Genomic DNA, 21,627 nt, shown 5'->3' with positions numbered 1-21,627 from the left:
CGCCGATGAGCGAAGAGAACGGCCCGGGACGGCAGCGAATCGTGGATCTGGTGACGCGCGCGGAGGCGGTCGTCGAGGCACTGGAGGCGAACACGAGCGACGGCCGGTGGGCGATGACTGCGTTCGGCAGGTACCGGCTGTGTGAGCTGCTCGGGATCCTGCCGTACGGAAGCTACGACGGTGACCTGGAAGGCGACCCGGTCGCGCTCCTGGAGCAGGCGGCAGAACTGGCCGCCGAGCTCGACGTCTCGGCCGGGGATCTCAGCTGGCGCCTTGCGCTCGGTGATGCGCTGCGAGCGGCGGCCGGTGACATCCGGATGGTGCGCGATGCGCGCGACGTATGAGGACCTGCTGCATGTCGCGCGCCGTACCGCGATCGAGGCCGCGCAGACCCGCTACCGCGACCGCTCGCAGGCCGTCGACGACTGGACGGCGGTGATGGCGGCGTCCGCGATGCACTTTCGGTGGCTGCGGCATCGATTCAAAGCAGCCGAGCTGTACGACGGACCGCCCGTCCAGACCAACCGGCCGCTCGGACGACTGGCGCAGGCGATCGGCGCTGGCAGTGACCTCTTGGCGAGTCAGGACGCCGCGAACGCGCGGCATCTCGACAACCGGCACGACCTGCGAGCGGCAAGAGCCGAGCTGGCAGCCGTCGTCTTGAGCGGCGCCGACTGCATCATGGGCCACACGCGAAGCAAGACCCCGGAGCGACGTCGCTTGGAGCTGACGCGCAAGGAACTCGAGGTGCTCGCCGAACCTGACGTCGACCGGCCCGGGCTCGGAGCACTCGGCGGACTTGCCACGGGACAGCCGATCAGCACGGACGACTCCCTGTCGCTGCTGTCGCGGTATGCGTCTCGCTGGGAGCGGGCCGACGACGGGCTCGCGTTGGAGACGCTCCTGACCCGCGACCTGCGATCTACCACCGCCCAGGTCCGAACCGTCTGCGGATACGTGTGGCACCTGACCGACCAGGTGCTCGCCTCGTCACATGCGGAGTTGAGCGGCCGACATCGACACGAGCTCGGCGTCCTCAAGCAGACGCTACGAGCCGCGGAGGCCGGCGCGCTGCGAGTTGCCGAATCGTGGCGACGACGACTGTCCGACCTGTACGGAGCCACCGGGACTCCGGGCGAGGCGGCGTTCCTCGAGTTGAAGGACGCCTTCGACCGCGTCCTGCGATCGGAAGACTCGCTGGTCGGCGCCGATCAGCTGGTACCGGACCAGGCGACCGCGCTGCGGATCGTCGAGGCGACCGACGAGCTGGTGTGGTCCGCCCAGCAGGTGGCACGGCGACAGCAGCGCGCAGTTGCGGCCTTGGTGAGTCAGGGGCGACTGTTCGTCCCGCGAGAGGAAGCCAGCAAGCTGGACATCAGGTACCTGCGACCACCGGCGAACGCTAGGCCGCTGCAGGGCCGGTGGCTTCGCACCACCAAACCGGCGTTCTTCTCGGAGCTCACCGCATGTGTTGCCTGGAGCGCTGACCATCTCGCGGCGGCCTCCGACATCGCACGCCGGCTGGCCGGGACATCGCGGGAACGACGACCTGACTACGGCGGCCCGTCCCGAAGCCCGGCCCCCTACTGGGAGATCCTCCCCGGCCCAGAACCGACCGCTCCAGACCGTTGAGCGTCCACGAAACCCATCGACAGGAGAATGCTGTGAGCAACGAACAGCCGATTCATCCGGCTCTCCAGACCACGAGCGACCGTGTCTTCTGGAACGCGCTCTGCCACCATGCGCAGAGCAAGGGGTTCACTGTGGCCGTACGGCGGTTGCGCCCGACGATCCGTGCTGTCACCGACATCGCCGCCAAGCAGGTCGTGATCGCTGAAGCCCTCGATCGTCTCGGCGCCTTGACCCACCTTGCTCACGAGCTGACACATGTGCATCTTCACGCGGCGACGCTGCGATCGGCGACGCCACGCGACAGGCTCAGCAACGAGCTCGACGCGGAGCTGGTCTCGTGCACAGTCCTGCTGGGCAACGGCGTCCAGCCGGCACCGGCCTCGGCCGAAGCCATCGCCAAGCTGGCGTTCGATCTCGCCCCGCGATCGCCAGCGGCGCTGGTCTCGGACACCTGTCAGCGACTGCTGCCAGCAACCAAGGAACTCTGCACCGCGATCCGCCAGTACGTCGACTCCCACGCCAGCGAAACACCTGCACCCCCACGCACGGCAGACCTCGACCCGACGGCGCCCGATCCCGATGGCCCAGGGCTGTAACCCCGTCCAGATCACAGGAGATTGCTATGAGCAATGAAATGAACGAGAAGCATCACCGCGCACTGACAAGGCGAAGCGACCGGAAACTCTGGAACGCCCTCGCGCACCAGGCCGAGCGCAAGGGGTTCAAGGTCGTCGTACGGGAGATGGACCAGTTCGTATCCGCCTTCACCGACTACGCCGACAAAGAAGTCGTCATCAACAGCAACCTGGACCGGGTCGAGTCGCTGACCCGCCTCGCACACGAAGTCGCTCACGTCTACATGCACTCACGGCATCTCGACGAGCGACAGCCGCACAGCCACGCGACCCGCGAGGTCGAGGCCGAACTGGCCGCTTTCGCCGTACTCCTGCACAACCACGTCGTCCCCGACTCGTCCATCCAGTTCATCGCGAACTGGGCGATCCAGATCGATCCGCACGCCCCGGAGGCTGTTGTCGAAAAGATCAGCAAGACACTCGAAGTCGTGACAGCGCAGCTCATCCACGCGATGCGAGAGCACACGCTCCACAACCCCGAGCCGTATCCGCCGGCGTCGGCCGAGCATGACGACCTGACACCCGAGACCGACGGACCGGGGCGCTAGTTCATGGGCACCGAGGAACGAGCTGTCTCGCCGAGATGGCTGCGCGAACAGGACCATCGGACGGATCTCAGCACGCTCTGGGACGCGCTCGTCCATCACGTGCAGCTCAAGGGCTACCAGGTCGTCGTCCGCAGACTCGAGCCGCCCCGGCGTGGCATCACACAGCACCGCGAGAAGCGGGTGGTCATCTCCGACCGCCTGAACGACGTCGAAGCCGTGGGCCGCCTGGCGCACGAGACCGGACACGTCTACCTCCACGCCGGCATCGACGAAGCGACTGCCGAAGAGCCCCGCGCCGTACGAGAGATCGAGGCCGAACTGCTCGCGTACTCCGTACTCTCGTTCAACGGACTCCACCCCGGATCAGCGCCATTCGAGGACATCGAGCGCTGGGCGACCAGCATCGAACCAGACACCCCGGAAGAGCTCGTCGAGACGCTTCTCGACCGAACCAAACCGACCACCCGACGTCTCCGGTCATCCGTCGCGCGCCACCTGCGCGAACACGCGACGGCAACCGAACCGAACATGACAGCCGAAAGTACGCCCGAGCCCTCATCCAATGCTGACGGCCCGGGGCTCTGATCATGGGAGCCAGCGAGCGAGCCGCGGCGTTGCGACGGGCTAGAGAACGTCAAGCGAGGATCGAGGTCGCGACCGCTCAGGCGGTCGCGGCAGCGAGCGGTGTGCTTCGCGCGGTCGACGCGAAGACGCTCGCGGCCGCACGGTGCGACGAACGGATCGCGGCCGCCGAGAAGGCCTCCGACGCGGCGGTCGCTGACCTCGCAAGGATCTGCGGATCGGCCGAAGCAACCGCCGAAATCCTCGGCGTCTCACAACGCCAAGTCCGCCGGGTCATGAAAGCCGATCGCGAGCGACAGTCGTCCCGGCCCGCCGGCCCGGCAGCGGAAACCCGCCGACATGACGAAGGGGTGTGAACTCGAGCCGCTCTGGGACATCGACCAGGTAGCGGCCTACCTGAAAGTGCCTGTACGGACCCTCTACCGCTGGCGATCCTGCGGGTACGGACCGCCCGCCCGGCGCGTCGGCCGCCACCTGAGGTACCGCCCCTCCGACGTCATGGCCTGGTTCGCCAACCTCGACGACGGCAGCTGAGACCGGCCGGCGGCCGGCCCTGCGGATCGTCTGCATCGGCCCCGTCAGTATTTCACTGACGGCTAGCCCGGCACCTGAGCGCGGCAGTCGAACACCTAGAGGCTGATGGTCCAGAGACCGTCAGGACTCGTGACGATGGTCGCCTCCGGAGTGAACTCGACGGCTAGTTCGTGGAGAGGGAAGCGGCCGGCCTGGTCCCAGCGAGTGCGCACGCGGTCCAGGTCGTCCCACAGTCGGCGCGGACCGCCCTGATGGACCTTGCTGGTGGCCTCCTCAGCACGCGCCCAGGAGCCGTCGGCAGCGAGTAGCCAGACGATCTCATGTCCGTCGATGGTCGCTGATCGGTGTTCGACGCCGGCGGTGTCGAGCTCGTAGAGCGTGCGCAGCTCCCAGTCGGTCCACAGATCGGGCACTGGTGTTCGCAGGTTCCGTACTTCGTCGCCGTCCGCGTCGCGTGCAGTCGCATAGACCGAGTCGAGCCGGGGCGCGTAGTCGGTGTCGCTGCGCGCTCGCATGAAGCTCGCCGGCTGTCGCTGAACGTTGCCGCGGGCGATGAGGCCTGGCTCCAACGTGGCGGACACCAGCAGCGAGGTTTGCGCGATCGTCGTCACGATCCGACCGCCCGGCCGGAGAGCGGCCAGCCACGACCGGGGGACTGGGCGTACCGACACCGTGGCGATCATTCGGTCGTACTCGTCGTCCGGGAGATCGAGCGTCGCGTCGGCGACCATCAGCCGCGGGCGTCGGTCGAAGCCGGCGAGTCGGTTCCGTGCAGCTCGAACGAGGTAGCGGTCGACGTCGATGCTCGTGACGAGTTCGTCGCCGAGGCGATGAGCTAGCAGCGCCGCGGAGTAGCCCGAACCGGTGCCGATGTCGAGTACTGCCTCTCCTGGTTGAGCGTCCAGCAGATGCAGCATTCGAACGATGAGCCCGGGCATCGTGGACGACGACGTCGGCGCGCCCCGGGCCTCGTCACCCGGCTTGGCGAGATCCGCGTGGAGTGGTCCCACTCTGGTCACGAGGGTTTGATCGGAGTACGTCGAGCGCCACGGGTCATCGACGTCCGGCGTGGTGAGCTCCCAATCGACGCCGCCTGTCAGATCACGCTCCCACCAAGTTGGCACGAGTTGATGGCGCGGGGTGGCGGCGACCGCCTCGTACCACTCCGGAGCGGTGGCCGTCACCTCCGCGGCGAGCTTCTCACTGGCATCGGTCCAGTCGATCACGCGTCCAGGTCCTTTCGTTGTAGGGCGTCGGCCATCGCGTCGATGAGCGGGACGCCGGCTTTCACGGCGAGCCAGTGCCACTGGCCGTTGGGATTGACCTCGAAGAAGATCCAGCGGCCGTCCGGCGTCACAGCGAAGTCGAGGGCGCCGAAGAACAGGCCGAGCTCGTCCATGAGAAGGCGGACGCCCTTCTCGACCTCGGGCGGCGTTTCGAGTCGCTCGTACGTCAGTGATCCGTAGTCCGTCCGCCAGTCGAGCCTGCTCGCCTCGCTGTGCGCGTGGATCGCCACCGGGAACATCTGCTGACCGATGACGGTCAACCGCACCTCGAAGGACTTCGGCACATTCTCCTGGAACAGATGGGCAGTACCGGCAACCGATTCATCGAGATCTTCGGCGCGCAGCACGGTTGTCGGGATGTACCTGTGGCGGTGGTCGGGTGTGAGGACGCCGCCGCTCAGACCTTTGTAGATGACGTCGTCGCGGCCGATGAACTGCTCGGCGTGGTGCTGGTCGGAGGTGATGATGGTTCGCGGTACCTCCAGACCGGCCCGTGCCGCAGCCGCGAGTTGCACCGGCTTGTAGTTGGCGGCCGAGTCACGGGAAGGGTGGTTGATCCACCGTGCCGGCAAGGAGCCAAGTACACCGAGTACGCCGACACGCGCCTCGGACGCCGCGAATGCGCGCGCCTCGTCTGGCCATTCAGTCGGGATCGAGAACTCGCCCGGGCGGCGCCACCACACCGAACTGATCGACTCGAGTTCGATGCGGCGGTCGCCGCCGAGGGTTCCTCGCCAGCCCTGGAGCTCCAACGTCGCCGCGAGCTTCGAGGCCACCGGGAAGTCCGCGGTGTCGTAGCGGACCACGCTCACCCGACGCCTCGTCAGCTCATCGACGACCGCGTCGGCCGTGATGTCGCTCCGATTGCTCAGCACCAGGACCGTGCTCATGTCAGTAGTTGTCAGTCGAGTTGTCTGAGCCGGGACGCTGGCCGTCGCCGGTGTCGGTCTCGGTGTTCGTCTCGGGCTGTGAAGCCGCCAGGGCGTGATACGGGTTACCGCCGGCATCGACATTCAGCTGAAGTTTGCTGCTGTACGACACAGGGAGGTCAGCTCTCGTCGCCTGGGGCGGGGAGGTGAGGTGCCGGACGCCGAACGGCGCCGCGATCTGATCAGCGGTCATGGTGGGCTCCTAGCTGTGATGGGAATGTGAGTCAGTCGCAAGGGTCGTGGACGCTCACGACGTGGAGGACGACGCTGAGCTCGTCCTCCAGTTCGGCGATGCGCTCGTCCTGGTGGTTGCCGAACGCATCAAGCGAGGGGACGACGACGCCCGAGGCACCGCAGCGCTCGATCGCGGCGGTGAGGTCATCGAAGGCCGGCGCGTCATGGTCGTGCTCGAAGAGCGGTGGGGAGCCGGTGCGCTCGATGTAGACGGTCCCGAGCTGCAGGCCCGCCTCGTTGGCCCAGCTGGACAGCTGCGCGTGCACGAGCGTGTACTGGCTACGCCCGGCGAAAGGCGAGAGCCGGGCGTAGCCCAACACCAGTGGGCGCAGCGGGATGACGTTACTCATGACACGGCCTTCTCTTCGTCCTTGTTCGAAAGATGTGGAACGGCGCGCGGGAAGACGCCTCACGCGGTCCTCCCGCGCACCGGGATGAGGCGCCCGGCGTCGCGCCAAGAGGTGGTGGCGCGACGCCGGGCACTTGAGCGGGCGGCCGGCGGTTCGCGGCAGGACGCCGTCCCGCGTAGCCGCGAACGCACCGACCGCTCGCCGCATCAGTGGGCCTCGGAGGCCATGACGGCGTGGCCCGAGAGCCTCTCCAGCTCGGCAACGATCGTCCGGACGTCGCCGTACGGCGCCAGGTGGGCAGCGCTCGGGACGACGACAGCGACTCGGCTGCTCTCCAGCGCGGCGCGGAGCTGCTTGAAGCGGTCCGGTTTCGAGCTGGACTCCTCGGCGTACACCTTCGCCAGGCGATAGCCCCAGCGCTGTGCGAAGGCGGCCATTCGGCCTCGCGCGTCGGACGACTCTCGTGTCGAGGAGAACTCGTCTTCGACCAGGAATCCGTACAGCTCTCGTTTCTCTGTCATCTGCGGCCCCGCCACAGGTCGTAGACGACGTCCTTGATCATCACGACGAGCAAGACGGACGCCCCGATCGCAAGCATCCAGAATCCGGCGGTCACAACGAACTCCGGTCGTGACCGGGCGAATAGAGCCATCTGGCGTCGGGGCCGGGAGCGCGGTCGGGAAGGTCGGCCGGGTTGAGCGTGACGGGCTGGCTCTTGAACCGACGCGCCATCGCACCCGCATACGGCTTGGCCAGTGCCGCGGCCAACGTCCGGTCGACGAATGCGAAGCGCCCGAACCAGACGCGGACACGCTCCTGCCCAGATGCCTTGGTGTCCTGCATCTTCGGCACCCCTCCATCAAGTAGCCGGGTTGCTCGACGGCTTGCCGAGCGTGTCCCCAAGACTGTCGGCGACAGGCCGGACAGCAGAACCGCGTCGGCGGACATTTGCGGACATTTCGTGCTACTGTCCGATCAGACATTTACCGGCATCTACCCATGAGTAGGGGTGGTGTTCCAGCGTGAACACGGTGCTTCGGCGCGCGATGTACGACGCCGGCCTGAGCGAGGTCGATCTGGCGACCGAGCTGACGGTTGACCCGAAGACCGTCCGCAACTGGATGCACGGTCAGGTGCCGCATCCGGGCACTCGCGCGGCCCTGGCCGAGCTACTCGAAGTCGACGCCACGGTCCTCTGGCCGACGCTCGACCGGTCGGTCGCCGGAACAGACCGCCCCGCCGGCCTGGTTGCCGTCTACCCGCGGTCGTCGGCGATCAGCCGCTCTGATTGGCTTGCCCTTTTGGCCGGCGCGGAGACCGGCATCGGAATTCTCGCCAGCGGCACCAGGTTCCTCGCGGACCACGACGTCGTTCAGACACTCCGCGACCGCTGTGAGTCAGGAGTCCGGGTCCGGATCGTCATCGCCCCGCTGACTGATCAGGTGGCTGAGGGGGAGCCGCCCGCCGAACTCCCGGCCGCGTTCGAACGGCTGGTGGTCGCCGAGCCCGGCGTCGAACTCCGGTTCCACCCGGCAGCGCCGTACAACTCGCTCTACATCGCCGACGACCAACTGCTGGTCAACCAGCACTCGTATGGCGTCCAGGCCGCGGACTCTCCGGTCTTCCACTACCGACGTACAGCCGACAGTGAGCTGTACGACGCGTACCTGTCGAGCTTCGAGCTCATCTGGTCGGCTTCGCGGGGCAACGTGCCGACGGCAGGCTGAGCGGTCAAGTAGCGACATCTACCGGGCCGAGGATTTCTGTCGATGCGGTCAACTTGTCCCGAGCGACGTCGTACTGTCGAAGTGTGATGGGTGTAGACGAAGCGCGATCCATCGCGGAGCGACTGCTCCGCGACCGGTTGCCGCGGCGGTGGGCGCATACGCAAGGCGTCGGCGAGCGGGCGAGCGAGCTGCGCGGCGTTCTGGGGGAGCAGGCACAGATCGTCGAGGTCTCGGCCTGGCTTCACGACATCGGCTACTCGCCGATCATCCGGACGACGGGCTTCCATCCGCTGGACGGCGCCCGGTACCTGCGAGACGTCGTCGTCGCGGACGACATGGTGTGCCGACTGGTTGCTCACCACACGGGAGCCGTGGTCGAGGCTAGCGAGCGGCATATCCCGGAGCTGACCGACGAGTTCGAACTGCCCGACCCTGCTCTACTCGACGCCCTCACGTACTGCGACGTGACGACCGACCCGGATGGGTGTCGCGTCGGTGTCGAGGAACGGCTCAGCGAGATCTTGATGCGGTATGGCAACGGGCACGTGGTCCATCGGTCGATCACGCGATCAGCTCCGGCGATCCGCCGAGCGGCGTACGACGTACAGCGACAGCTCGGGGCTAATCGAAGTACAAAGTCGAACCGGGGGAGAGGTACTGCGTGATGCGCTGCCGCATCGAGCGGTGCATCTGGAGATCGGCCAGCTGGTCGCGAGGGACCCAGTGGACCTGGGTGCTCTCGCGGCTCGGTGTCGGGCGGCCGCCGGTGGCGCGAGCGCGGAGAAGGATCGAAAACTCCTGCCGGGCCTCGTTGTTGCTGGTGTAGAGAATGATGTGCTTGGGATCGGTGTAGATACCGAGCACGTCGAGGATCTCGCAGTCGATGCCGGTCTCCTCTTTGGTCTCGCGGACTCCGGCCTGTGACATGGACTCGCCGAGGTCGATCGCTCCGCCAGGGAGCGCCCAGTTGCCGTTGTCCGAGCGTTCGATGAGCAGGATGTCGCCGGCATCGTTCTCGATCACGACGTTGACCGACGGGACCATACTGTTGGCGGCAGGAGCTTCGGGATCGTCGTAGTAGTCGATACGTCCGGGCATCAATCCTCCGTCATTGGGGTGGCGTCGTTCCAGACTTTCTCGAAGCTCTCGAGGTAGTGACTGGCGAGTTCTCCGCCGGGGATCTTGCGGAGATACCAGACCGGCGCCTGCGCGGCCGGGAGACCGTAGATGTGGGTGTTGACGAACAACCGGTCGTCCGCGCGGTAGATCGAGTTGTACAGGACTGTCCGGTGGAGTCTGACCTCGACTCCGGCGACGTTCGGAAGGTCGCCGTACAGCGCGATCGCGTTTCGGATCTTGGCGGCCAGGGCGTCCCCGATACCTTCCTCGACGCCTCGGTTGGCCACAGTTGGATCTGCCGGGTCGCCCAGCAGGATCCGAACCCGGGCGCCGGCCTTCGCCTTCTTACGGAGGAGGCGCTGAATCCCGGCGTCCTCCGCGAGGAACAGGCCCGCATACACCAGGATGCCGATGTCACCGTCGCCGGCGTCGAAGAGCGTGCGCCACTCGTCGCTGGGTACGTCGGAGCGGCGTGGGTAGACCTTGACGATCTCGCTCTCGGAGACAGCAGCGGCGCGGTCGCGGGTGATCGCGTTGGGCCAGAAGTACGACTCTTCGCGGTGCAGGAGCGTTGCCAGCGCGTGCCGATTCCGCGGGAACGGGAGCAGGTCCTTGAGGACCCAGCGCTCGACGGTCTTCACATTGACATCGAGCTGCTCTGCAAGGGCATGATGGGTCAGGCCGTTCTCCGCCATCGCCGCTCGCAGTCGTTCGTTAGCCACGGGACCTAACTTAAGACATTTCAGGACATTTTGGAGTCATCCGAGAAGTCTTGGAGATGTCGGACCACGCGGTGACCCTGTCCGAGCGCCTGGCGGCATCCTGCTTGCACGAACCCTGGGAGGGCTCATGCGAGGCAGAAGGATGTACGCGTTCGAGATCTCGACCCGGAGCCGAGACGGCTCCTGGTCGACGGTGGCATCCGGAAAAGGCGAGTTCAGTCGGCCGCCCAAGGCCAGCGTGCGCAGTATCGCGGAGCGGTGGATCCATGAGGAGACCGGCCGGCTCCGCGGTGGTCGGCTCGTCGTGGTCGGACGGCGGCGCGGCGCGCCGCGAGGGCTCGTCCCCGCCGTACGGATCCGGCTGCTGGATCGAGCGGGTGGTTACGTGCTCGCGTCGGCGTACATCGGGGTCGATCGCCGGGACGGCGTCCGCGGCGGCGTGCCGGCAATTGGGCGAACCGATCGTGGCTGACCTTGATCGGACTCCGAACACGCGGCTCCGTGCGGCCAGGGGATCGATGTCGCAGGAGGTGCTGGCGGAGAAGGTCAATGCCGTGATCTATCGCGCGACGGGCCGAGGTGCCGGGGTGAACTCGAAGATGATCTCGGCGTACGAGCGGGGCTGGTACACCTGGCCGCGTGATGACGTGCGTGACGCGCTCTGCGAGATCTTCCAGGTCAGGTCGGGCGCGGAGCTCGGGTTCCACAGGCGCCGGATGAAACCGGCCCGATCGCCGGCGTCTGTGAGTCTGCTCGCTCTCGGCAGCGATCGCAGGCCGTCGGCAGCGGTCGAGTGTTTGCAGGTGCCGGGCGGGCGCTCGTATTTCGGTGCGGAGCTCTCCGCGCACTACGCGGAGGCCGACCGTCAGGGCGTCGCTCTGATGATCGAGCCCGAGCCGGAGCTGCTGCTGGCGCTGAACCGGCCGGACCGACGGTCGATGGTTGTGGCAGTTGATGAAGAGAGCCGGTACTACGTCGCCGATGGCCGTCGCTTCGTGAGCCAGGCCGCTCGTGAAGATGGCCCGCGGACGCTTCAGACGGCGAATCTCGTCGATGACCTGACGATCGGGATCATTTGGGCGACTACCAATGCAGACCTGGCGCTGCTCGCGGACGATGCCCTACTCGAGCGCAGCCAGGTCTACATCGCGCATCAGGAGCAGCAAGCGGTGTCGCGGGGCGTGCCCGACGAGCTTCCACCGCTCAACCAGGTCTCCGGCCTCTGGCTCGGGTCGCAGTTCTGCTCAGGTCACATCCTGCGTCATCTGGATCAGATCGGGGAGAGCCCGCTGTTCTGGACTCGTGAGCGGCGCGGAGAGGAAGCGGCCTCCTGGTTGCTGTGGGCACACAAGTTCGACTATCTCCGCCGGACCTCGCGGCGATTTCCTGATCTGCGGCGCGGCTTCTGCATCCCGGAAAGTGAGGTGAAGGCCTCGCCCCGATACGAGCGGGTCATGCTCTTGCTCGCGATGGTGCTGATGGAGGCGTTCGGCATCCGCGTCGAGGTCAGCACAGAGCCGGACCACACCGAGGTCGAAGGCTTCGTCTTGTCCGAGCGGGCGATCGTGGCCAACTGGCTGGGTAGCCCGGGACTGTGGTGTGTGGAGGCGAGTGCTTCTACTTCGCGCCTGGCGACCTACCGGGAACTTGCTGGCCAGGTCGGCGGCGACTCGCTGACAGCCCAGTCGACGTCCGCTGCGCGTTTGGCCGCGGTCGCTGAGTACCTCCAGGTGCCGTGGGCCTGGCTCTTGCGCCGGAGTGTCGAGCTGGCCGGCTCGGGTGTCGACGACATCTGCCATCCTCGCAGCCGCCTACTGTCGACCCGTGGACTGAATACCGCCATCACCTACCTGTCACACATCAACGTCCTCGAAGGAGATGACTTTGCACGCCGCTGAACTCACCATGGGCCGGACCTTCGCGGTCCACTTCGACCACGGCGACGACTTCTACACCGCGCTGGCCGACTTCTGCGCCGAGCACGACGTCCGCCAGGGCTTCATCCCGATGTTCATCGCCGGCATGCGCGAGGTCCAGCTCGTCGGCACCTGCGAGAAGCTCGAAAACCCAGACGCCCCCATCTGGAGCTCCGTCCACCTCGAAAACGTCGAAGCCGTCGGCGGCGGAACCCTCGCCTACGACGAGACCACCAACACCGTCCTGCCACACATCCACGTCTCCGTCGGCCTCAAAGCCCACTCGGCCGCCGCCCACACCAGCCACCTCCTCGGCGCCAAAATCCAGTTCCTCACCGAGATGTACGTCGTCGAAGTCGCCGGCCCAACCTTCTCCCGCCACCGCAACCCCGCGCTGTACGACGTCCCGCTCCTGACGTTCGGATAGTTCATCTGTTGCTTAGAGCAACAGTCCTTGAATTCGTAATCAGGGTTACGATTCGGCTGCCTCGACGTGAGCGTCGAGGCATGGATCATCTCGAGGCCTGGAAGAAGGGCGTTGGGCGGCGGAGTCCCGACGCGAACGCAATCCTGAGCGTGGCGGAACGGCGCCGATTGTTCGAGGCGACCTTCGATGCAGCTCGCTTCTACCGGCGCGAACTCTTTCGGACCCGACGAGGCTGGGCATGGCAGTACCTCGAGCGCAGCGGAGCAACCGAGGTCCTGGATCCGACCTCGGCCTGGCTCGCCGGCTTCGCACCCGACGCCCGATCAGAGCTCGTCGACCACCTCAGATCGCAGGGCCACAGTTACGACGCGATCCGCCGCAGCGGCCTCGGCGTGCAAGGCGCGGACGGACGTCTGATCGACCGCTTCCGCAATCAGCTGGTGCTCCCGGCAAGAGACCACCAGCTAACAGTCGCAGGGTTCGTCGGCCTACGAAACGGCGCTCACGGCACCTACTACACCAAGACACCCGATACCCAGATCCACCGCCGAGCCGACAGCATGCTCGGCCTCGCTGAACAACGCGACCTCCTCCAGGCAGGAGCCATCCCCGTCCTGGTCAACAATCCGCTCGACGCCCTCGCCATCGAGCGAACCAGCCGCACGAACGGAGGCCGCTGGGCCGGCATCCCGCTCGTCAACATGCTCCTCTCCGCAGACCAAGCGCGACTCCTGAAGGCCCACTCCCCAGCCGACGAAGTCATGGTGCTCCTCCCACACGCCAGGCGACCAGACGAGGTCGCGATCCAACCCCACCCTGAGCTGGCGCAATCCTTCAGACGAGTCCAAGCGGTCAAGCTTCCCCGCGGCCAAACCCCCACCAACCTGTGGCTAGCCGACAACGGGCCCGACCGACTGCGCCACGAGCTACAACAAACCCGACCGCTCGCTGACTACCAGCGCGTTGATAGCCGAACAGGCCGACGACATCGAGAAACAAGCACTCAACCAGAACCACCGGAACCCGGACTGTCGCCTGATTTCTAACGTCTTCTCGTCTCGGGCGCTGACCCGGTCAACGCACGAGCCAGCAGTCCGCGACGAGGGCCGCTGGCACGAACCGGCCGCCGCCGACGCGCCGGTTCCCGGCCTCGGGCCAGATCGAGGACGGGGACTGTGGATGGCAGCCCAAATGGTCGACGAACTCGCCATCGAGCACCCTGGCGGAGCCACCGCCGTGTTCCTCGTTCACCGTCTCTCACGCCCAGCCCGGCTCCTCACCGCCGACGCATTCACCCCGCAGCCGGCCACAGCAGCCCCTGCACGAACCGTCCTGACCGTCGAACAAGATCAAGCTGGCCGCCTGACTATCAGTGGCCCGATCGACTCCACCACCGCCGCGCACCTCATGACCGCCGTTGCACAGCCAGCGCCGCAATGACCCGGGACCTGATCATCGACCTGACCGGCGTCACCCACCTGGCCAGCGCCGGCGTCTCGGTACTTCACGAAGCCGACGCCCGCAGCCTCGCCAACGGCATCCAGCTATAACTGCTCGCACCGGCCGGCAGCGTCGCCGACCAAGTCCTCACCCTCGTCGAATTGCCACACCTCACCAACGCCCACGGAATCACCTAGAACACCAACAAGCCCCACGGATAGGCCACTGCTGCCCCCGAGAGGGGAGAGCCGCCGCCCCCGCTGCACTGTGGTGGCGGTCGGTGGTCTGGTCTGCCAGGGCGGAGCCACGCCTGATCCGGCGGTAGACACGAGGACGACTTCCGCGGCAGCTTCCAGGCCGCGAAACTTGGGCCACCAGGGAGGTCCTGGTCGCTGGGTGGCGCCTGACGAGGTGGACCGGGGTTCTGGTTGGACAGGCGCATCACCGCAGACGGCAGTCAGCGAACTGCCGGCTCGCCCCCGTTAAGGAGTGCACCGCCGGTGCGCGCGTCGGCGGTGGCCAGCAGTGCGGCGCCCGCGACGAGGACCGGCACTGCGTAGCCGGCCATCGCTACGAATCCCAGTGCGGTCCACATCGCCACTCCGAAGATTGCCAGGAGCGCGGCCGCGCTCACTGCGGTCAGCCGGGTCGCCACTCCGCAGACGAGGGCGATGCCGAGGACGACTTCGAGGATGGTCGCCGCGATTCCGACCGTGGTGGAGAGACCACGCAGTGCGTCGGGTAGCAACGTCTCTGTGTAGTCGATAAAGCCCGCAAAAGATCCCCACGACACTCCATCGCTACCCGGGCCGCCGAGCACGCCAAATCGGTCGGCCACCGAACCGAGTAGCAGCAGGCCCAGGATGATCCGGACAGTGACGGCCAGGATGCGGAAGCCCCCAATCGTTAGGGTGTGAAGCCCTATCACCACCACCGCTGTCTCGGTGATCCAGTCAACCGATCCGCCGAGAAACAACAGCCGAACCAGCTCGGTGAGCAGCGTAAGGGCGGCGAAACCGAGGGCAGCAAGACGCATGTCAACCCCTTCGAATAGTAAGGTCCCTTATCAACATAGGAGTTGAGGGGACAATGGTCAAGCACCTTACTAATCCGCTGGTGGGCCGCCCTGCCCCTCTAGGCAACCTGTTGTCCGCAGCTGCACGGACTCTCGCCGCCGAATTAGACGCCGGGATCACCGCGGCCGGCTTCCCGGATGTTCGCGCCGCACATGCCCCGGTCTTCCAGCTGATCGAGCCGGACGGCACCAGGCTGAACGTGCTTGCGGAACAAGCCGGCATGACCAAGCAGGCCATGGGAGAACTGGTTCGCCACCTCGAACAGCGTGGCTATGTGACCGTTAACCCCGACCCGGCGGACCGGCGAGCCAAGCTCGTGCGGCTCACCGCTCGCGGCTGGCAGGTTGTCGAGGCCGGCGTCGCAGTTATCGAACGGTTCGACCGGCATCTCGACGAGATCATCGGCGCTCCCGAAGTCGAACGGCTCCGGCACGCCCTGGTCCGGATCATCGGCGGCGCCGGCTCAAGCTACTCGAACGCACAGCACAGCACCCGCGTCATGCGAATCGAGTGATCGACGATGCACGGCCGTAGAAGGCCCCATGCGGCTCAAGACTGATACAGCCACCCAGGCCGGGCAGAATAGGCATTGGCCCGTAAGGAGCACTGGAACGAAGACTGGCGTTAGAGGTATCACATTCTTGGGCGGGCAGCGCTGCCAGTCTTGCTTTCAGTGGGGGTCGTGGGGAGGCTTACGCTGACTTGCAGCCCGCCGTGTTGGTTTGCGGTCAGTTCGAGGTGGCCGGCGTGGGCGTCGATGATTGACTGTGCCAATGCCAGCCCCAGGCCGTGTCCTGGGCCGGCTGTTCGTCCGGTCGCGCGGAAGAATGGCTCGGTCAGGGCGTTAAGGTCGGTGGGACCGACGATCGGCCCGGTGTTGGTGATGGTGATCTCGACCATGCCGGTTCGCGCCACATAGCTGTGGACCGTGATTGAGCCGTCGGGGACGTTGTGGCGAGCTGCGTTCTGTACCAGGTTGGCCAGCAGTTGCCGCAGCAGAACGGCGTCACCGATGACTGTGGTGGCGCGGATGTTCACGGTCACATTCAGCTCGAGCGAAGCGATATCGGTCTGGGCGGAATCGACCGCGGCCAGCACCAGCGGAGCTAGCTCGACGGCGGTGTTCGGCACCTGGTGAGCTTCGATATCAGCCAGATCGAGGAGACCGTTGACGGTGTCGATGCAGCGCTGGTTGAGCTCGCGAAGCTGCCGCAGCAGGCGTGGTGTGTCGACGCTGGCGGGCTCGGCCGCGGCGATTTCCAGTACTGTTTTGGCCGCGCTGAGGGGGGATTGCAGTTCGTGGGATGCGTTCGCCGCGAACCGTTGCTGGGTCTGGTATGCCGCGTCGAGACGAGTCAGCATCGCGTCGAACGATGCTGATAGCCGAGTGATTTCGTCGGGCGGGCCGGTCAGTGCGACCCGCCGAACCGGCTGGCCGGCCGTGGCCTGGTGGGCAAGCTCGTCGAGCTGCCGCAACGGTTTGAGGGCCCGGCCGGCGATCTTCCAGCTGCCCCACGTCCCAATGGCCACGATCATCGTGAAGGCGATTAGTGACACCCACACCAAGAGATCGAGCAGAACGGCCTGGCTGGTGACGGCGAAGGCCGGTTCCGTGGCGCCAGGGTAGGTCGTCGGGTCTGATGTCGCCGGGGGGAGCGTTGGCTGCTGAAATTGGTAGTCGGGGAGGTAGCGCATGGCCAGGTAGATCACTCCGGCCAGCGTCAGGCAGCTGCCGGTAACCAGAACGAGGAAAGTAGCGGCCAGGCGGGATCGCACGGTCAGCCGTCCACTCAGTCCCAACCGCCGGACGCGCCGGGCCGGCAGCTCAGCAGTGCTCATTTGACTCCGCCATCCGGTACCCGACACCGGGGATGGTAAGGATCACGGATGGGTCGCCGAGACGCCTGCGCAGTGACGAGATCGTCACCCTGACCGTGTTGGTGAAGGGATCAGTGTTCTCATCCCAGGCTTTCTCCAGTAACTGCTCCGCGCTGACCACACCGCCTCGCGCCTGGATCAAAATTTCGAGTACAGCGAACTCCTTGCGGCTGATCCGGATCAGCCGGCCGTTGCGGTAGACCTCGCGGCGGAACGAATCCACCATGATGTCCGCGTAGTCGATCACCGGGGGGATGAGCGCGGCAGGTCGGCGATGCAGTGCACGCAGCCGGGCGACGAGTTCGGGGAACTCGAATGGCTTGGCCAGGTAGTCATCTGCGCCGAGTTCGAAGCCGCGCACTCGCTGGCGAAGGCCACGGGCCGCGGTTAGCATCAAGATCTTCACCTCGGGATAGCGGCTTGTTACTTGCCGACAGACCTCGTCGCCGGGGGTTCCCGGGATGTCGCGGTCAAGGATGACCACGTCGTAGGCCGTGTGGCTGATGCGTTCCAGGGCGGAGTCGCCGTCGTGGGTGATATCCGCAGCGATCGCTTCCCGGCGCAGGCCGGTCTGTACGGCCTCGGCCAAGAAGACTTCATCCTCGACAATCAGCACGCGCATCGCGCGCCCCCCGTTCATTGACAAGGATAACCATTGCAGACGCTGGCCAGGTCTGCCTGTGGAACAGCAGATCACGGCAGACCGCAGGAAATCATAAGCGTTTTCTCTTACGCCCTCTTCACGGATGTTCTGGTGAGCTGTGCCCGGCGAAGTCTTTGGGGCTTGGCCAGCGCGATGGAAGGCCAGCGCGCTCACTCGCAGAGAGGTTCACAGTCATGCGGATCACCCGGAAGAAGCTGCTGACGGCGATCGCCGCCGTCAGCATCGGCACAGGCATCGGCATCAGCTCGGCCGCGGCCGCGGCACCGTCCCCTGGTCATATCACCCCCCAAGCGATTAAGGAGGAGGCCACCGGACAGTCGAGGACAGCCGCAGCACACCCGCTCCAGTTCAACGTTGACGGAGAGCTGTTCGAAGTCTCACTGCGCTCGAACGAGCCTGGAACCTACGATTACAGGTGGCTGTCCGGCCCGAATTCCGGCTACGGGTTCAGCGCATCATCGTCTGACGGCCGTCGGTCGGCAGTTGCCGATCACGAACAATCCATCCGAGACTTCCTATCGCAGGTCGACCCAAAGACTGGCTACATTGAGTAGTCGCTGCCGCGCCTAAGGGGGCCGGTAAACGTGTCACCAGCGGCAAACGAGGAGCACTGGGCACTGGCGGTGTTGGTGCGGTGGCGTTCGAGGACTCGGTACACCGTTGGCCGGGACACTTCGAACAGTTCGGCCAGCTCGGCGATGCTGTGTTCTCTGGCGGCGTGGAGCTTGAGTAGGTGGGCCTGCCTGGCTGGCGGCAGTTTCGGTGCCGGCCTTTGAGCTTGCCCTTGGCGCGGGCGATTGTCATGCCTTCGCGGGTTCGCATCCGCAGCAGGTCGACCTCGAGTTCGGCGAAGGTGGCCGGGATGTTGAAGAACATCTTGCCCATCGGGTCGGTGTGGTCGTAGATCATCGTGCCGAGCTGGGAGCCGGATGCCACGGGCGGCGAGTGTGTCGCCGATCTCGCGGGCGTCGGGCACGGATCGGGCGAGCCGGTCGACTTTGGGGGTGACGAGGGCGTCGCCGGCCCGGTCCAGGCCAGTGCCTGGTCCAGGCCGGGCGCCGCCTTGCGATAGCAACCGTTATCACCGGAGAATCAGCGGGAGTCGGACAAGGCGGTTCGAGGCCCCGACAGCGTGATTTTCGTAGGCGGTCGGACGGCGCTCTTCCGTATGACCGGCGAACCCACCCTTCCCTTGATTGAACGTAGGTTCGATAGTTGGTTCATGGAGGTTCGGTTTTCGGTACGGCGTAACGAGGATGGCGCATGTGCCGTGTACGACTCGCTGATCGGCGCTTGGTGTACATCGGGCGCATCTGGGCGGGCGGCGGAAGCGGGCGCTCGCGGTTGAGTTGAACCAGCTCGCTGCCGGTGGCCGATTTGGGCGCGGTCCGGATTCCGCCCGAGCGGGCCTTCTGGGCGGCCGCGGGCACGATCGACGCCTGGGCGCCCGACGTCCGGCCCTGTGGCGGTCCGCGGGCCGCTAGTGGCTGGGGCGGCTCACCGACGTCAACGGCTGCGTCGAGTGGGTTTCCGGCGGCGATCTGCGACCCATCCCGCCTGACGTCGACCACCTGCGCTGCGCTCCACGGCCGCGATCGGGTCGGCCTTGGTCAGAGGCTTCGCATCCCGGCCGTCCCGGGCGCTGCGACAAGATCTCGTCCGGCCGTCTCCGGCGGCAACTCCTCGAACTATGCCTGTACGCCGGCCGGCCTTAGTGCCGCTGCGAGCTCGCGCGACTGAACCGGGGTCAGTTGCATAGTTGGGCCGACGACCATCTGTTCGCCACCTCGGTACGGGCCGGCGACCAGGACCTCGGGGAGCACGATCGGCCCGATCGCTCCGCCAGTCACGACATCTCGGGACCTCCGTGCTTCACCTTCTCCCAGCCGGTCCGGCACCCGCCGACGTAGCGCGACGCCGCGCCCATCACGACCGGTTGTTCGACGCTCATCGAGGCTCTGTCGGCCCGAGGGGATCGTGCCCTCGGGCTGCATGTCGGTGCCTACAGGCGGGCCTCCAGTGGCGGTGAAACCGTCCTGGCCTGCTCCGTCACTGCTCCGTGAGAGAGCGCAAAGGCCGGCAAATGATGCGCAGCGACGGGTGTTCTGGAGGGGGCGAAGCTGCTTGGTGACGACTACTGTACGGCGGCATTGAGTTCGTGTTTGCGCAGGTCAAGCCAGGTTTGGAAGCTCTGCAGGTGCGGGTTCAGTTCGCGAATGGCGTCCAGGTTGCGGTTGCCGGGTGAACTGTTCGTGGTTCTCGGCGTAGAACTGGAACATGTTGGCGGGTTCAAGGCAGCTCGAGGTCGCCGAAGGCTTCGTCTAGGGCTTGGGCGGCGGCTGGGTTGGCTACTTTGCGGCCGAGGTAGGTGTCTTGGGTTATGGAGACCTTGGCTTGGCCTAGTTGGTCGGCTACTTGGCGGGCGGTGTGGCCGGCGTTGTCGAGGGTGGTGGCGGTGGTTTTGCGGAGGGCGTGGGAGCGGATCCAGGCGAGTTGGTCGGAGTCGGTGGGTTGGGTGGCGGCTACGAGTTCGGTTCGGAGGGTGGGGTGTTCGTCGAGCTGGATGCGGTAGGCGGTTAGGAGCTCGGTGACCAGGTCGGTGGTGGGTTTGAGTCGGCCGGTTTCGATGAGTTCGATGCGATTTTTGGGCCAGCTGAGTTGGGTGGCGACTTCGGGACGGGTGAGTTTGGCTTGGCGGCGGAGGGCTCGGAGGGTGAGGCCTAGGTTGCGGCGGGCGGTGCTGCCGACGGGGGAGAGGGCGGTGCGGAGGTGGCGGCGGGTGTTGGAGGGGTCGCGGAAGCCGCCGGTCGAGTCGGGGAAGACGGGGTCGTCCAGGCGGATGCCGGCGTTCTTGCGGGCTTGGAGGGTGGCGATCAGCCAGTTCGGGATGGGGAGGAGCCGGTTGCCGGCGGCTGATTTGGGGGCTTTGCGGAGGAGGCCTTCGCCGCGGACTCGGACGATGGTGTGGGTGATGGAGACGGTGGCGGCGTCGAGGTCGATTTGGGACCAGGTGACGGCGAGGGCTTCGCCGATGCGGACGCCGGTGCCGAGCATGAAGGCGACCAGGTCGGGGAGATCTGCTTGGACGGCGCGGTCGTCTGCGACGAGGCTGCGGCGGAGGAGTGCGACTTCGCTGGTCGTCAGGGCGCGGGGTGGGCTTTTGGGGTCGGCTTCGATGGCTTCGATCTCGCGCATGGGGTTGGTGGCGAGGGCGCCATGACGGACGGCGATGCCCATCATGCTCGAGATGATGGCGCGGGCAGTCTTGGCGGTCGAGGGGCCGGCGTTGTCGGTGATGGTGGAGATGACTTTGTCGAGGCGGCCGGTCGTGGCTTCGCCGATGCGGAGTTCGGCGATGGCCGGCCGGACGTGGTTGCGGAGGACGCGCTCGTAGGTGTCGTAGGAGGTCGGTGATCGCTTGCCGGCGGCGATCAGTTTCTTGAACCGCTCTTCCCACTTCTCGATCAGGACGTCGAGCTTGTGCATCGCGCTCAGGCCGTCGGTCGAGCGGCTGGTTCTTGCGCGGTCCTGGAGCTTCTTCAGGAGGGCGGCTTCGGCTGCAGTCTTGGTCCGGGCAGTGGCGGTGACGTCGCGGACGTGGCCGTCGTGGTCGCGGAAGTTGGCCTTCGCGGTGTGCTGGACGGATTTGCCCTTGTCGTCGGTCTTGGAGATGCGGGTCGAGATCTTGCCCCAGGATCCGACCTGCAGAGGTGGTCGCGCCATGTCATGCCTCCAGCTCTTGGGAGAGCTGGTTCAACGGTCTCCGGGGTGCGGAATCCACGAAGGCCGGAATGCTGACAACTGATGTGACATGACGCACAGTTGCGATCAAGTTAAGGAGCGGGCAGTGAGCGTAGAACGCAAAGAGGTGAGTAAAAGGTGACCAGCGGACACGAAGAAGCCCAGGGCACGTTGGTGACCTGGGCTT

At 66.2% G+C, this 21,627-nt stretch carries 30 protein-coding genes; 17 read left to right on the top strand and 13 right to left on the bottom strand.

Going from position 1 to position 21,627, the window contains the following annotated elements; all coding sequences use genetic code 11:
- Positions 1-5 precede the first annotated feature (5 nt).
- From ACZ6ZD_RS21545 to ACZ6ZD_RS21515, 7 genes are read left to right on the top strand one after another with little or no spacing between them, the layout of a single operon-like run.
- A complete protein-coding gene (locus tag ACZ6ZD_RS21545; RefSeq protein WP_465674732.1) occupies positions 6-344 on the top strand; it encodes a hypothetical protein in 339 nt (112 codons plus the stop codon).
- Complete coding sequence (locus ACZ6ZD_RS21540; protein WP_465674730.1) at positions 328-1,632, top strand: hypothetical protein; 1,305 nt, start codon at positions 328-330, stop codon at positions 1,630-1,632. The genes ACZ6ZD_RS21545 and ACZ6ZD_RS21540 overlap by 17 nt, the downstream gene beginning before the upstream one ends.
- Positions 1,633-1,664: 32 nt before the next feature.
- Positions 1,665-2,228, top strand: coding sequence for a hypothetical protein (locus ACZ6ZD_RS21535; RefSeq protein WP_465674728.1), 564 nt, complete (start codon positions 1,665-1,667; stop codon positions 2,226-2,228).
- A 26-nt stretch (positions 2,229-2,254) separates the two neighbouring features.
- Positions 2,255-2,815 (top strand): ImmA/IrrE family metallo-endopeptidase, encoded by a 561-nt coding sequence (locus ACZ6ZD_RS21530; RefSeq protein WP_465674726.1) that lies wholly within the window; start codon positions 2,255-2,257, stop codon positions 2,813-2,815.
- 3 nt (positions 2,816-2,818) lie between these two features.
- Entirely contained in the window at positions 2,819-3,400 is a 582-nt protein-coding gene (locus ACZ6ZD_RS21525; protein ID WP_465674724.1) for an ImmA/IrrE family metallo-endopeptidase, read from the top strand.
- A gap of 2 nt (positions 3,401-3,402) precedes the next feature.
- Positions 3,403-3,753, top strand: a complete 351-nt coding sequence (locus ACZ6ZD_RS21520) for a hypothetical protein (RefSeq protein WP_465674722.1) — start codon at positions 3,403-3,405, stop codon at positions 3,751-3,753.
- Positions 3,737-3,931: a helix-turn-helix transcriptional regulator gene (locus tag ACZ6ZD_RS21515; protein ID WP_465674720.1), complete on the top strand. Its 195-nt coding sequence runs from the start codon at positions 3,737-3,739 to the stop codon at positions 3,929-3,931. Before ACZ6ZD_RS21520 ends, ACZ6ZD_RS21515 begins: the two co-directional genes overlap by 17 nt.
- A gap of 95 nt (positions 3,932-4,026) precedes the next feature.
- On the opposite strand, the gene ACZ6ZD_RS21510 is transcribed toward ACZ6ZD_RS21515, so the two are convergent.
- The 6 genes from ACZ6ZD_RS21510 to ACZ6ZD_RS21485 all read right to left on the bottom strand — a co-directional run bounded on the left by ACZ6ZD_RS21510 (position 4,027) and on the right by ACZ6ZD_RS21485 (position 7,582).
- Complete coding sequence (locus ACZ6ZD_RS21510; protein WP_465674718.1) at positions 4,027-5,157, bottom strand: methyltransferase domain-containing protein; 1,131 nt, start codon at positions 5,155-5,157, stop codon at positions 4,027-4,029.
- Complete coding sequence (gene tgmB / locus ACZ6ZD_RS21505; protein ID WP_465674716.1) at positions 5,154-6,107, bottom strand: ATP-grasp ribosomal peptide maturase; 954 nt, start codon at positions 6,105-6,107, stop codon at positions 5,154-5,156. Before tgmB ends, ACZ6ZD_RS21510 begins: the two co-directional genes overlap by 4 nt.
- Before the next feature lies 1 nt (position 6,108).
- Positions 6,109-6,339, bottom strand: coding sequence for a putative ATP-grasp-modified RiPP (tgmA, locus tag ACZ6ZD_RS21500; protein WP_465674714.1), 231 nt, complete (start codon positions 6,337-6,339; stop codon positions 6,109-6,111).
- 31 nt (positions 6,340-6,370) lie between these two features.
- The gene (locus ACZ6ZD_RS21495) at positions 6,371-6,730 is read right to left on the bottom strand and encodes a hypothetical protein (protein ID WP_465674712.1); all 360 of its coding nucleotides are present in this window, start codon (positions 6,728-6,730) and stop codon (positions 6,371-6,373) included.
- Between the two features lie 206 nt (positions 6,731-6,936).
- Positions 6,937-7,251 (bottom strand): hypothetical protein, encoded by a 315-nt coding sequence (locus tag ACZ6ZD_RS21490; protein ID WP_465674710.1) that lies wholly within the window; start codon positions 7,249-7,251, stop codon positions 6,937-6,939.
- A 91-nt stretch (positions 7,252-7,342) separates the two neighbouring features.
- Positions 7,343-7,582, bottom strand: a complete 240-nt coding sequence (locus ACZ6ZD_RS21485; protein WP_465674708.1) for a hypothetical protein — start codon at positions 7,580-7,582, stop codon at positions 7,343-7,345.
- 170 nt (positions 7,583-7,752) lie between these two features.
- On the opposite strand from ACZ6ZD_RS21485, the gene ACZ6ZD_RS21480 reads away from it, so the two are divergent.
- Together ACZ6ZD_RS21480 and ACZ6ZD_RS21475 are read left to right on the top strand one after the other, a co-directional pair.
- Positions 7,753-8,457, top strand: coding sequence for an XRE family transcriptional regulator (locus ACZ6ZD_RS21480; protein WP_465674707.1), 705 nt, complete (start codon positions 7,753-7,755; stop codon positions 8,455-8,457).
- 86 nt (positions 8,458-8,543) lie between these two features.
- Complete coding sequence (locus ACZ6ZD_RS21475; RefSeq protein WP_465674705.1) at positions 8,544-9,122, top strand: HD domain-containing protein; 579 nt, start codon at positions 8,544-8,546, stop codon at positions 9,120-9,122.
- Here ACZ6ZD_RS21475 and ACZ6ZD_RS21470 read toward each other — a convergent pair.
- A complete protein-coding gene (locus ACZ6ZD_RS21470; protein ID WP_465674703.1) occupies positions 9,079-9,555 on the bottom strand; it encodes an NUDIX hydrolase in 477 nt (158 codons plus the stop codon). The genes ACZ6ZD_RS21475 and ACZ6ZD_RS21470 overlap by 44 nt on opposite strands.
- Complete coding sequence (locus ACZ6ZD_RS21465) at positions 9,555-10,298, bottom strand: helix-turn-helix domain-containing protein (protein WP_465674701.1); 744 nt, start codon at positions 10,296-10,298, stop codon at positions 9,555-9,557. The genes ACZ6ZD_RS21470 and ACZ6ZD_RS21465 overlap by 1 nt, the downstream gene beginning before the upstream one ends.
- A gap of 127 nt (positions 10,299-10,425) precedes the next feature.
- Here ACZ6ZD_RS21465 and ACZ6ZD_RS21460 point away from each other — a divergent pair, with 127 nt between their 5' ends.
- The 6 genes from ACZ6ZD_RS21460 to ACZ6ZD_RS21435 all read left to right on the top strand — a co-directional run bounded on the left by ACZ6ZD_RS21460 (position 10,426) and on the right by ACZ6ZD_RS21435 (position 14,191).
- A complete protein-coding gene (locus tag ACZ6ZD_RS21460; RefSeq protein ID WP_465674699.1) occupies positions 10,426-10,770 on the top strand; it encodes a hypothetical protein in 345 nt (114 codons plus the stop codon).
- A gap of 46 nt (positions 10,771-10,816) precedes the next feature.
- Positions 10,817-12,196 carry a hypothetical protein gene (locus ACZ6ZD_RS21455; RefSeq protein ID WP_465674697.1) on the top strand — a complete coding sequence of 460 codons (1,380 nt, stop codon included), beginning with the start codon at positions 10,817-10,819 and terminating at the stop codon, positions 12,194-12,196.
- On the top strand, positions 12,177-12,641 hold the full coding sequence (locus ACZ6ZD_RS21450; RefSeq protein ID WP_465674695.1) for a PPC domain-containing DNA-binding protein: 465 nt from the start codon (positions 12,177-12,179) through the stop codon (positions 12,639-12,641). The genes ACZ6ZD_RS21455 and ACZ6ZD_RS21450 overlap by 20 nt, the downstream gene beginning before the upstream one ends.
- Before the next feature lie 80 nt (positions 12,642-12,721).
- Positions 12,722-13,687, top strand: coding sequence for a hypothetical protein (locus ACZ6ZD_RS21445; RefSeq protein WP_465674693.1), 966 nt, complete (start codon positions 12,722-12,724; stop codon positions 13,685-13,687).
- Between the two features lie 145 nt (positions 13,688-13,832).
- Positions 13,833-14,081 carry a hypothetical protein gene (locus tag ACZ6ZD_RS21440; RefSeq protein ID WP_465674692.1) on the top strand — a complete coding sequence of 83 codons (249 nt, stop codon included), beginning with the start codon at positions 13,833-13,835 and terminating at the stop codon, positions 14,079-14,081.
- Positions 14,078-14,191, top strand: coding sequence for an STAS domain-containing protein (locus ACZ6ZD_RS21435; protein WP_465674690.1), 114 nt, complete (start codon positions 14,078-14,080; stop codon positions 14,189-14,191). The genes ACZ6ZD_RS21440 and ACZ6ZD_RS21435 overlap by 4 nt, the downstream gene beginning before the upstream one ends.
- 347 nt (positions 14,192-14,538) lie before the next feature.
- Here the strand turns inward: ACZ6ZD_RS21435 and ACZ6ZD_RS21430 are convergent, their stop codons facing one another.
- On the bottom strand, positions 14,539-15,117 hold the full coding sequence (locus ACZ6ZD_RS21430) for a hypothetical protein (RefSeq protein ID WP_465674688.1): 579 nt from the start codon (positions 15,115-15,117) through the stop codon (positions 14,539-14,541).
- A gap of 53 nt (positions 15,118-15,170) precedes the next feature.
- On the opposite strand from ACZ6ZD_RS21430, the gene ACZ6ZD_RS21425 reads away from it, so the two are divergent.
- A complete protein-coding gene (locus tag ACZ6ZD_RS21425) occupies positions 15,171-15,671 on the top strand; it encodes a MarR family winged helix-turn-helix transcriptional regulator (RefSeq protein WP_465674686.1) in 501 nt (166 codons plus the stop codon).
- Positions 15,672-15,790: 119 nt separating this feature from the next.
- On the opposite strand, the gene ACZ6ZD_RS21420 is transcribed toward ACZ6ZD_RS21425, so the two are convergent.
- On the bottom strand, positions 15,791-16,996 hold the full coding sequence (locus tag ACZ6ZD_RS21420; RefSeq protein WP_465674684.1) for a sensor histidine kinase: 1,206 nt from the start codon (positions 16,994-16,996) through the stop codon (positions 15,791-15,793).
- On the bottom strand, positions 16,983-17,657 hold the full coding sequence (locus tag ACZ6ZD_RS21415) for a response regulator transcription factor (RefSeq protein ID WP_465674682.1): 675 nt from the start codon (positions 17,655-17,657) through the stop codon (positions 16,983-16,985). The genes ACZ6ZD_RS21420 and ACZ6ZD_RS21415 overlap by 14 nt, the downstream gene beginning before the upstream one ends.
- A gap of 215 nt (positions 17,658-17,872) precedes the next feature.
- Between ACZ6ZD_RS21415 and ACZ6ZD_RS21410 the strand changes: the two genes are divergently transcribed.
- On the top strand, positions 17,873-18,253 hold the full coding sequence (locus ACZ6ZD_RS21410; RefSeq protein ID WP_465676103.1) for a hypothetical protein: 381 nt from the start codon (positions 17,873-17,875) through the stop codon (positions 18,251-18,253).
- Here ACZ6ZD_RS21410 and ACZ6ZD_RS21405 read toward each other — a convergent pair.
- Together ACZ6ZD_RS21405 and ACZ6ZD_RS21400 are read right to left on the bottom strand one after the other, a co-directional pair.
- Positions 18,241-18,456: a helix-turn-helix domain-containing protein gene (locus ACZ6ZD_RS21405; protein ID WP_465676077.1), complete on the bottom strand. Its 216-nt coding sequence runs from the start codon at positions 18,454-18,456 to the stop codon at positions 18,241-18,243. The genes ACZ6ZD_RS21410 and ACZ6ZD_RS21405 overlap by 13 nt on opposite strands.
- Positions 18,457-19,988: 1,532 nt before the next feature.
- On the bottom strand, positions 19,989-21,422 hold the full coding sequence (locus tag ACZ6ZD_RS21400; protein WP_465674681.1) for a helix-turn-helix domain-containing protein: 1,434 nt from the start codon (positions 21,420-21,422) through the stop codon (positions 19,989-19,991).
- Positions 21,423-21,627: the final 205 nt, after the last annotated feature.

This window comes from Kribbella sp. NPDC104218, from assembly GCF_055584105.1.
Note: the sequence above shows the minus strand (reverse complement) of the source record. Positions and strands in the feature narration are given on the sequence as shown.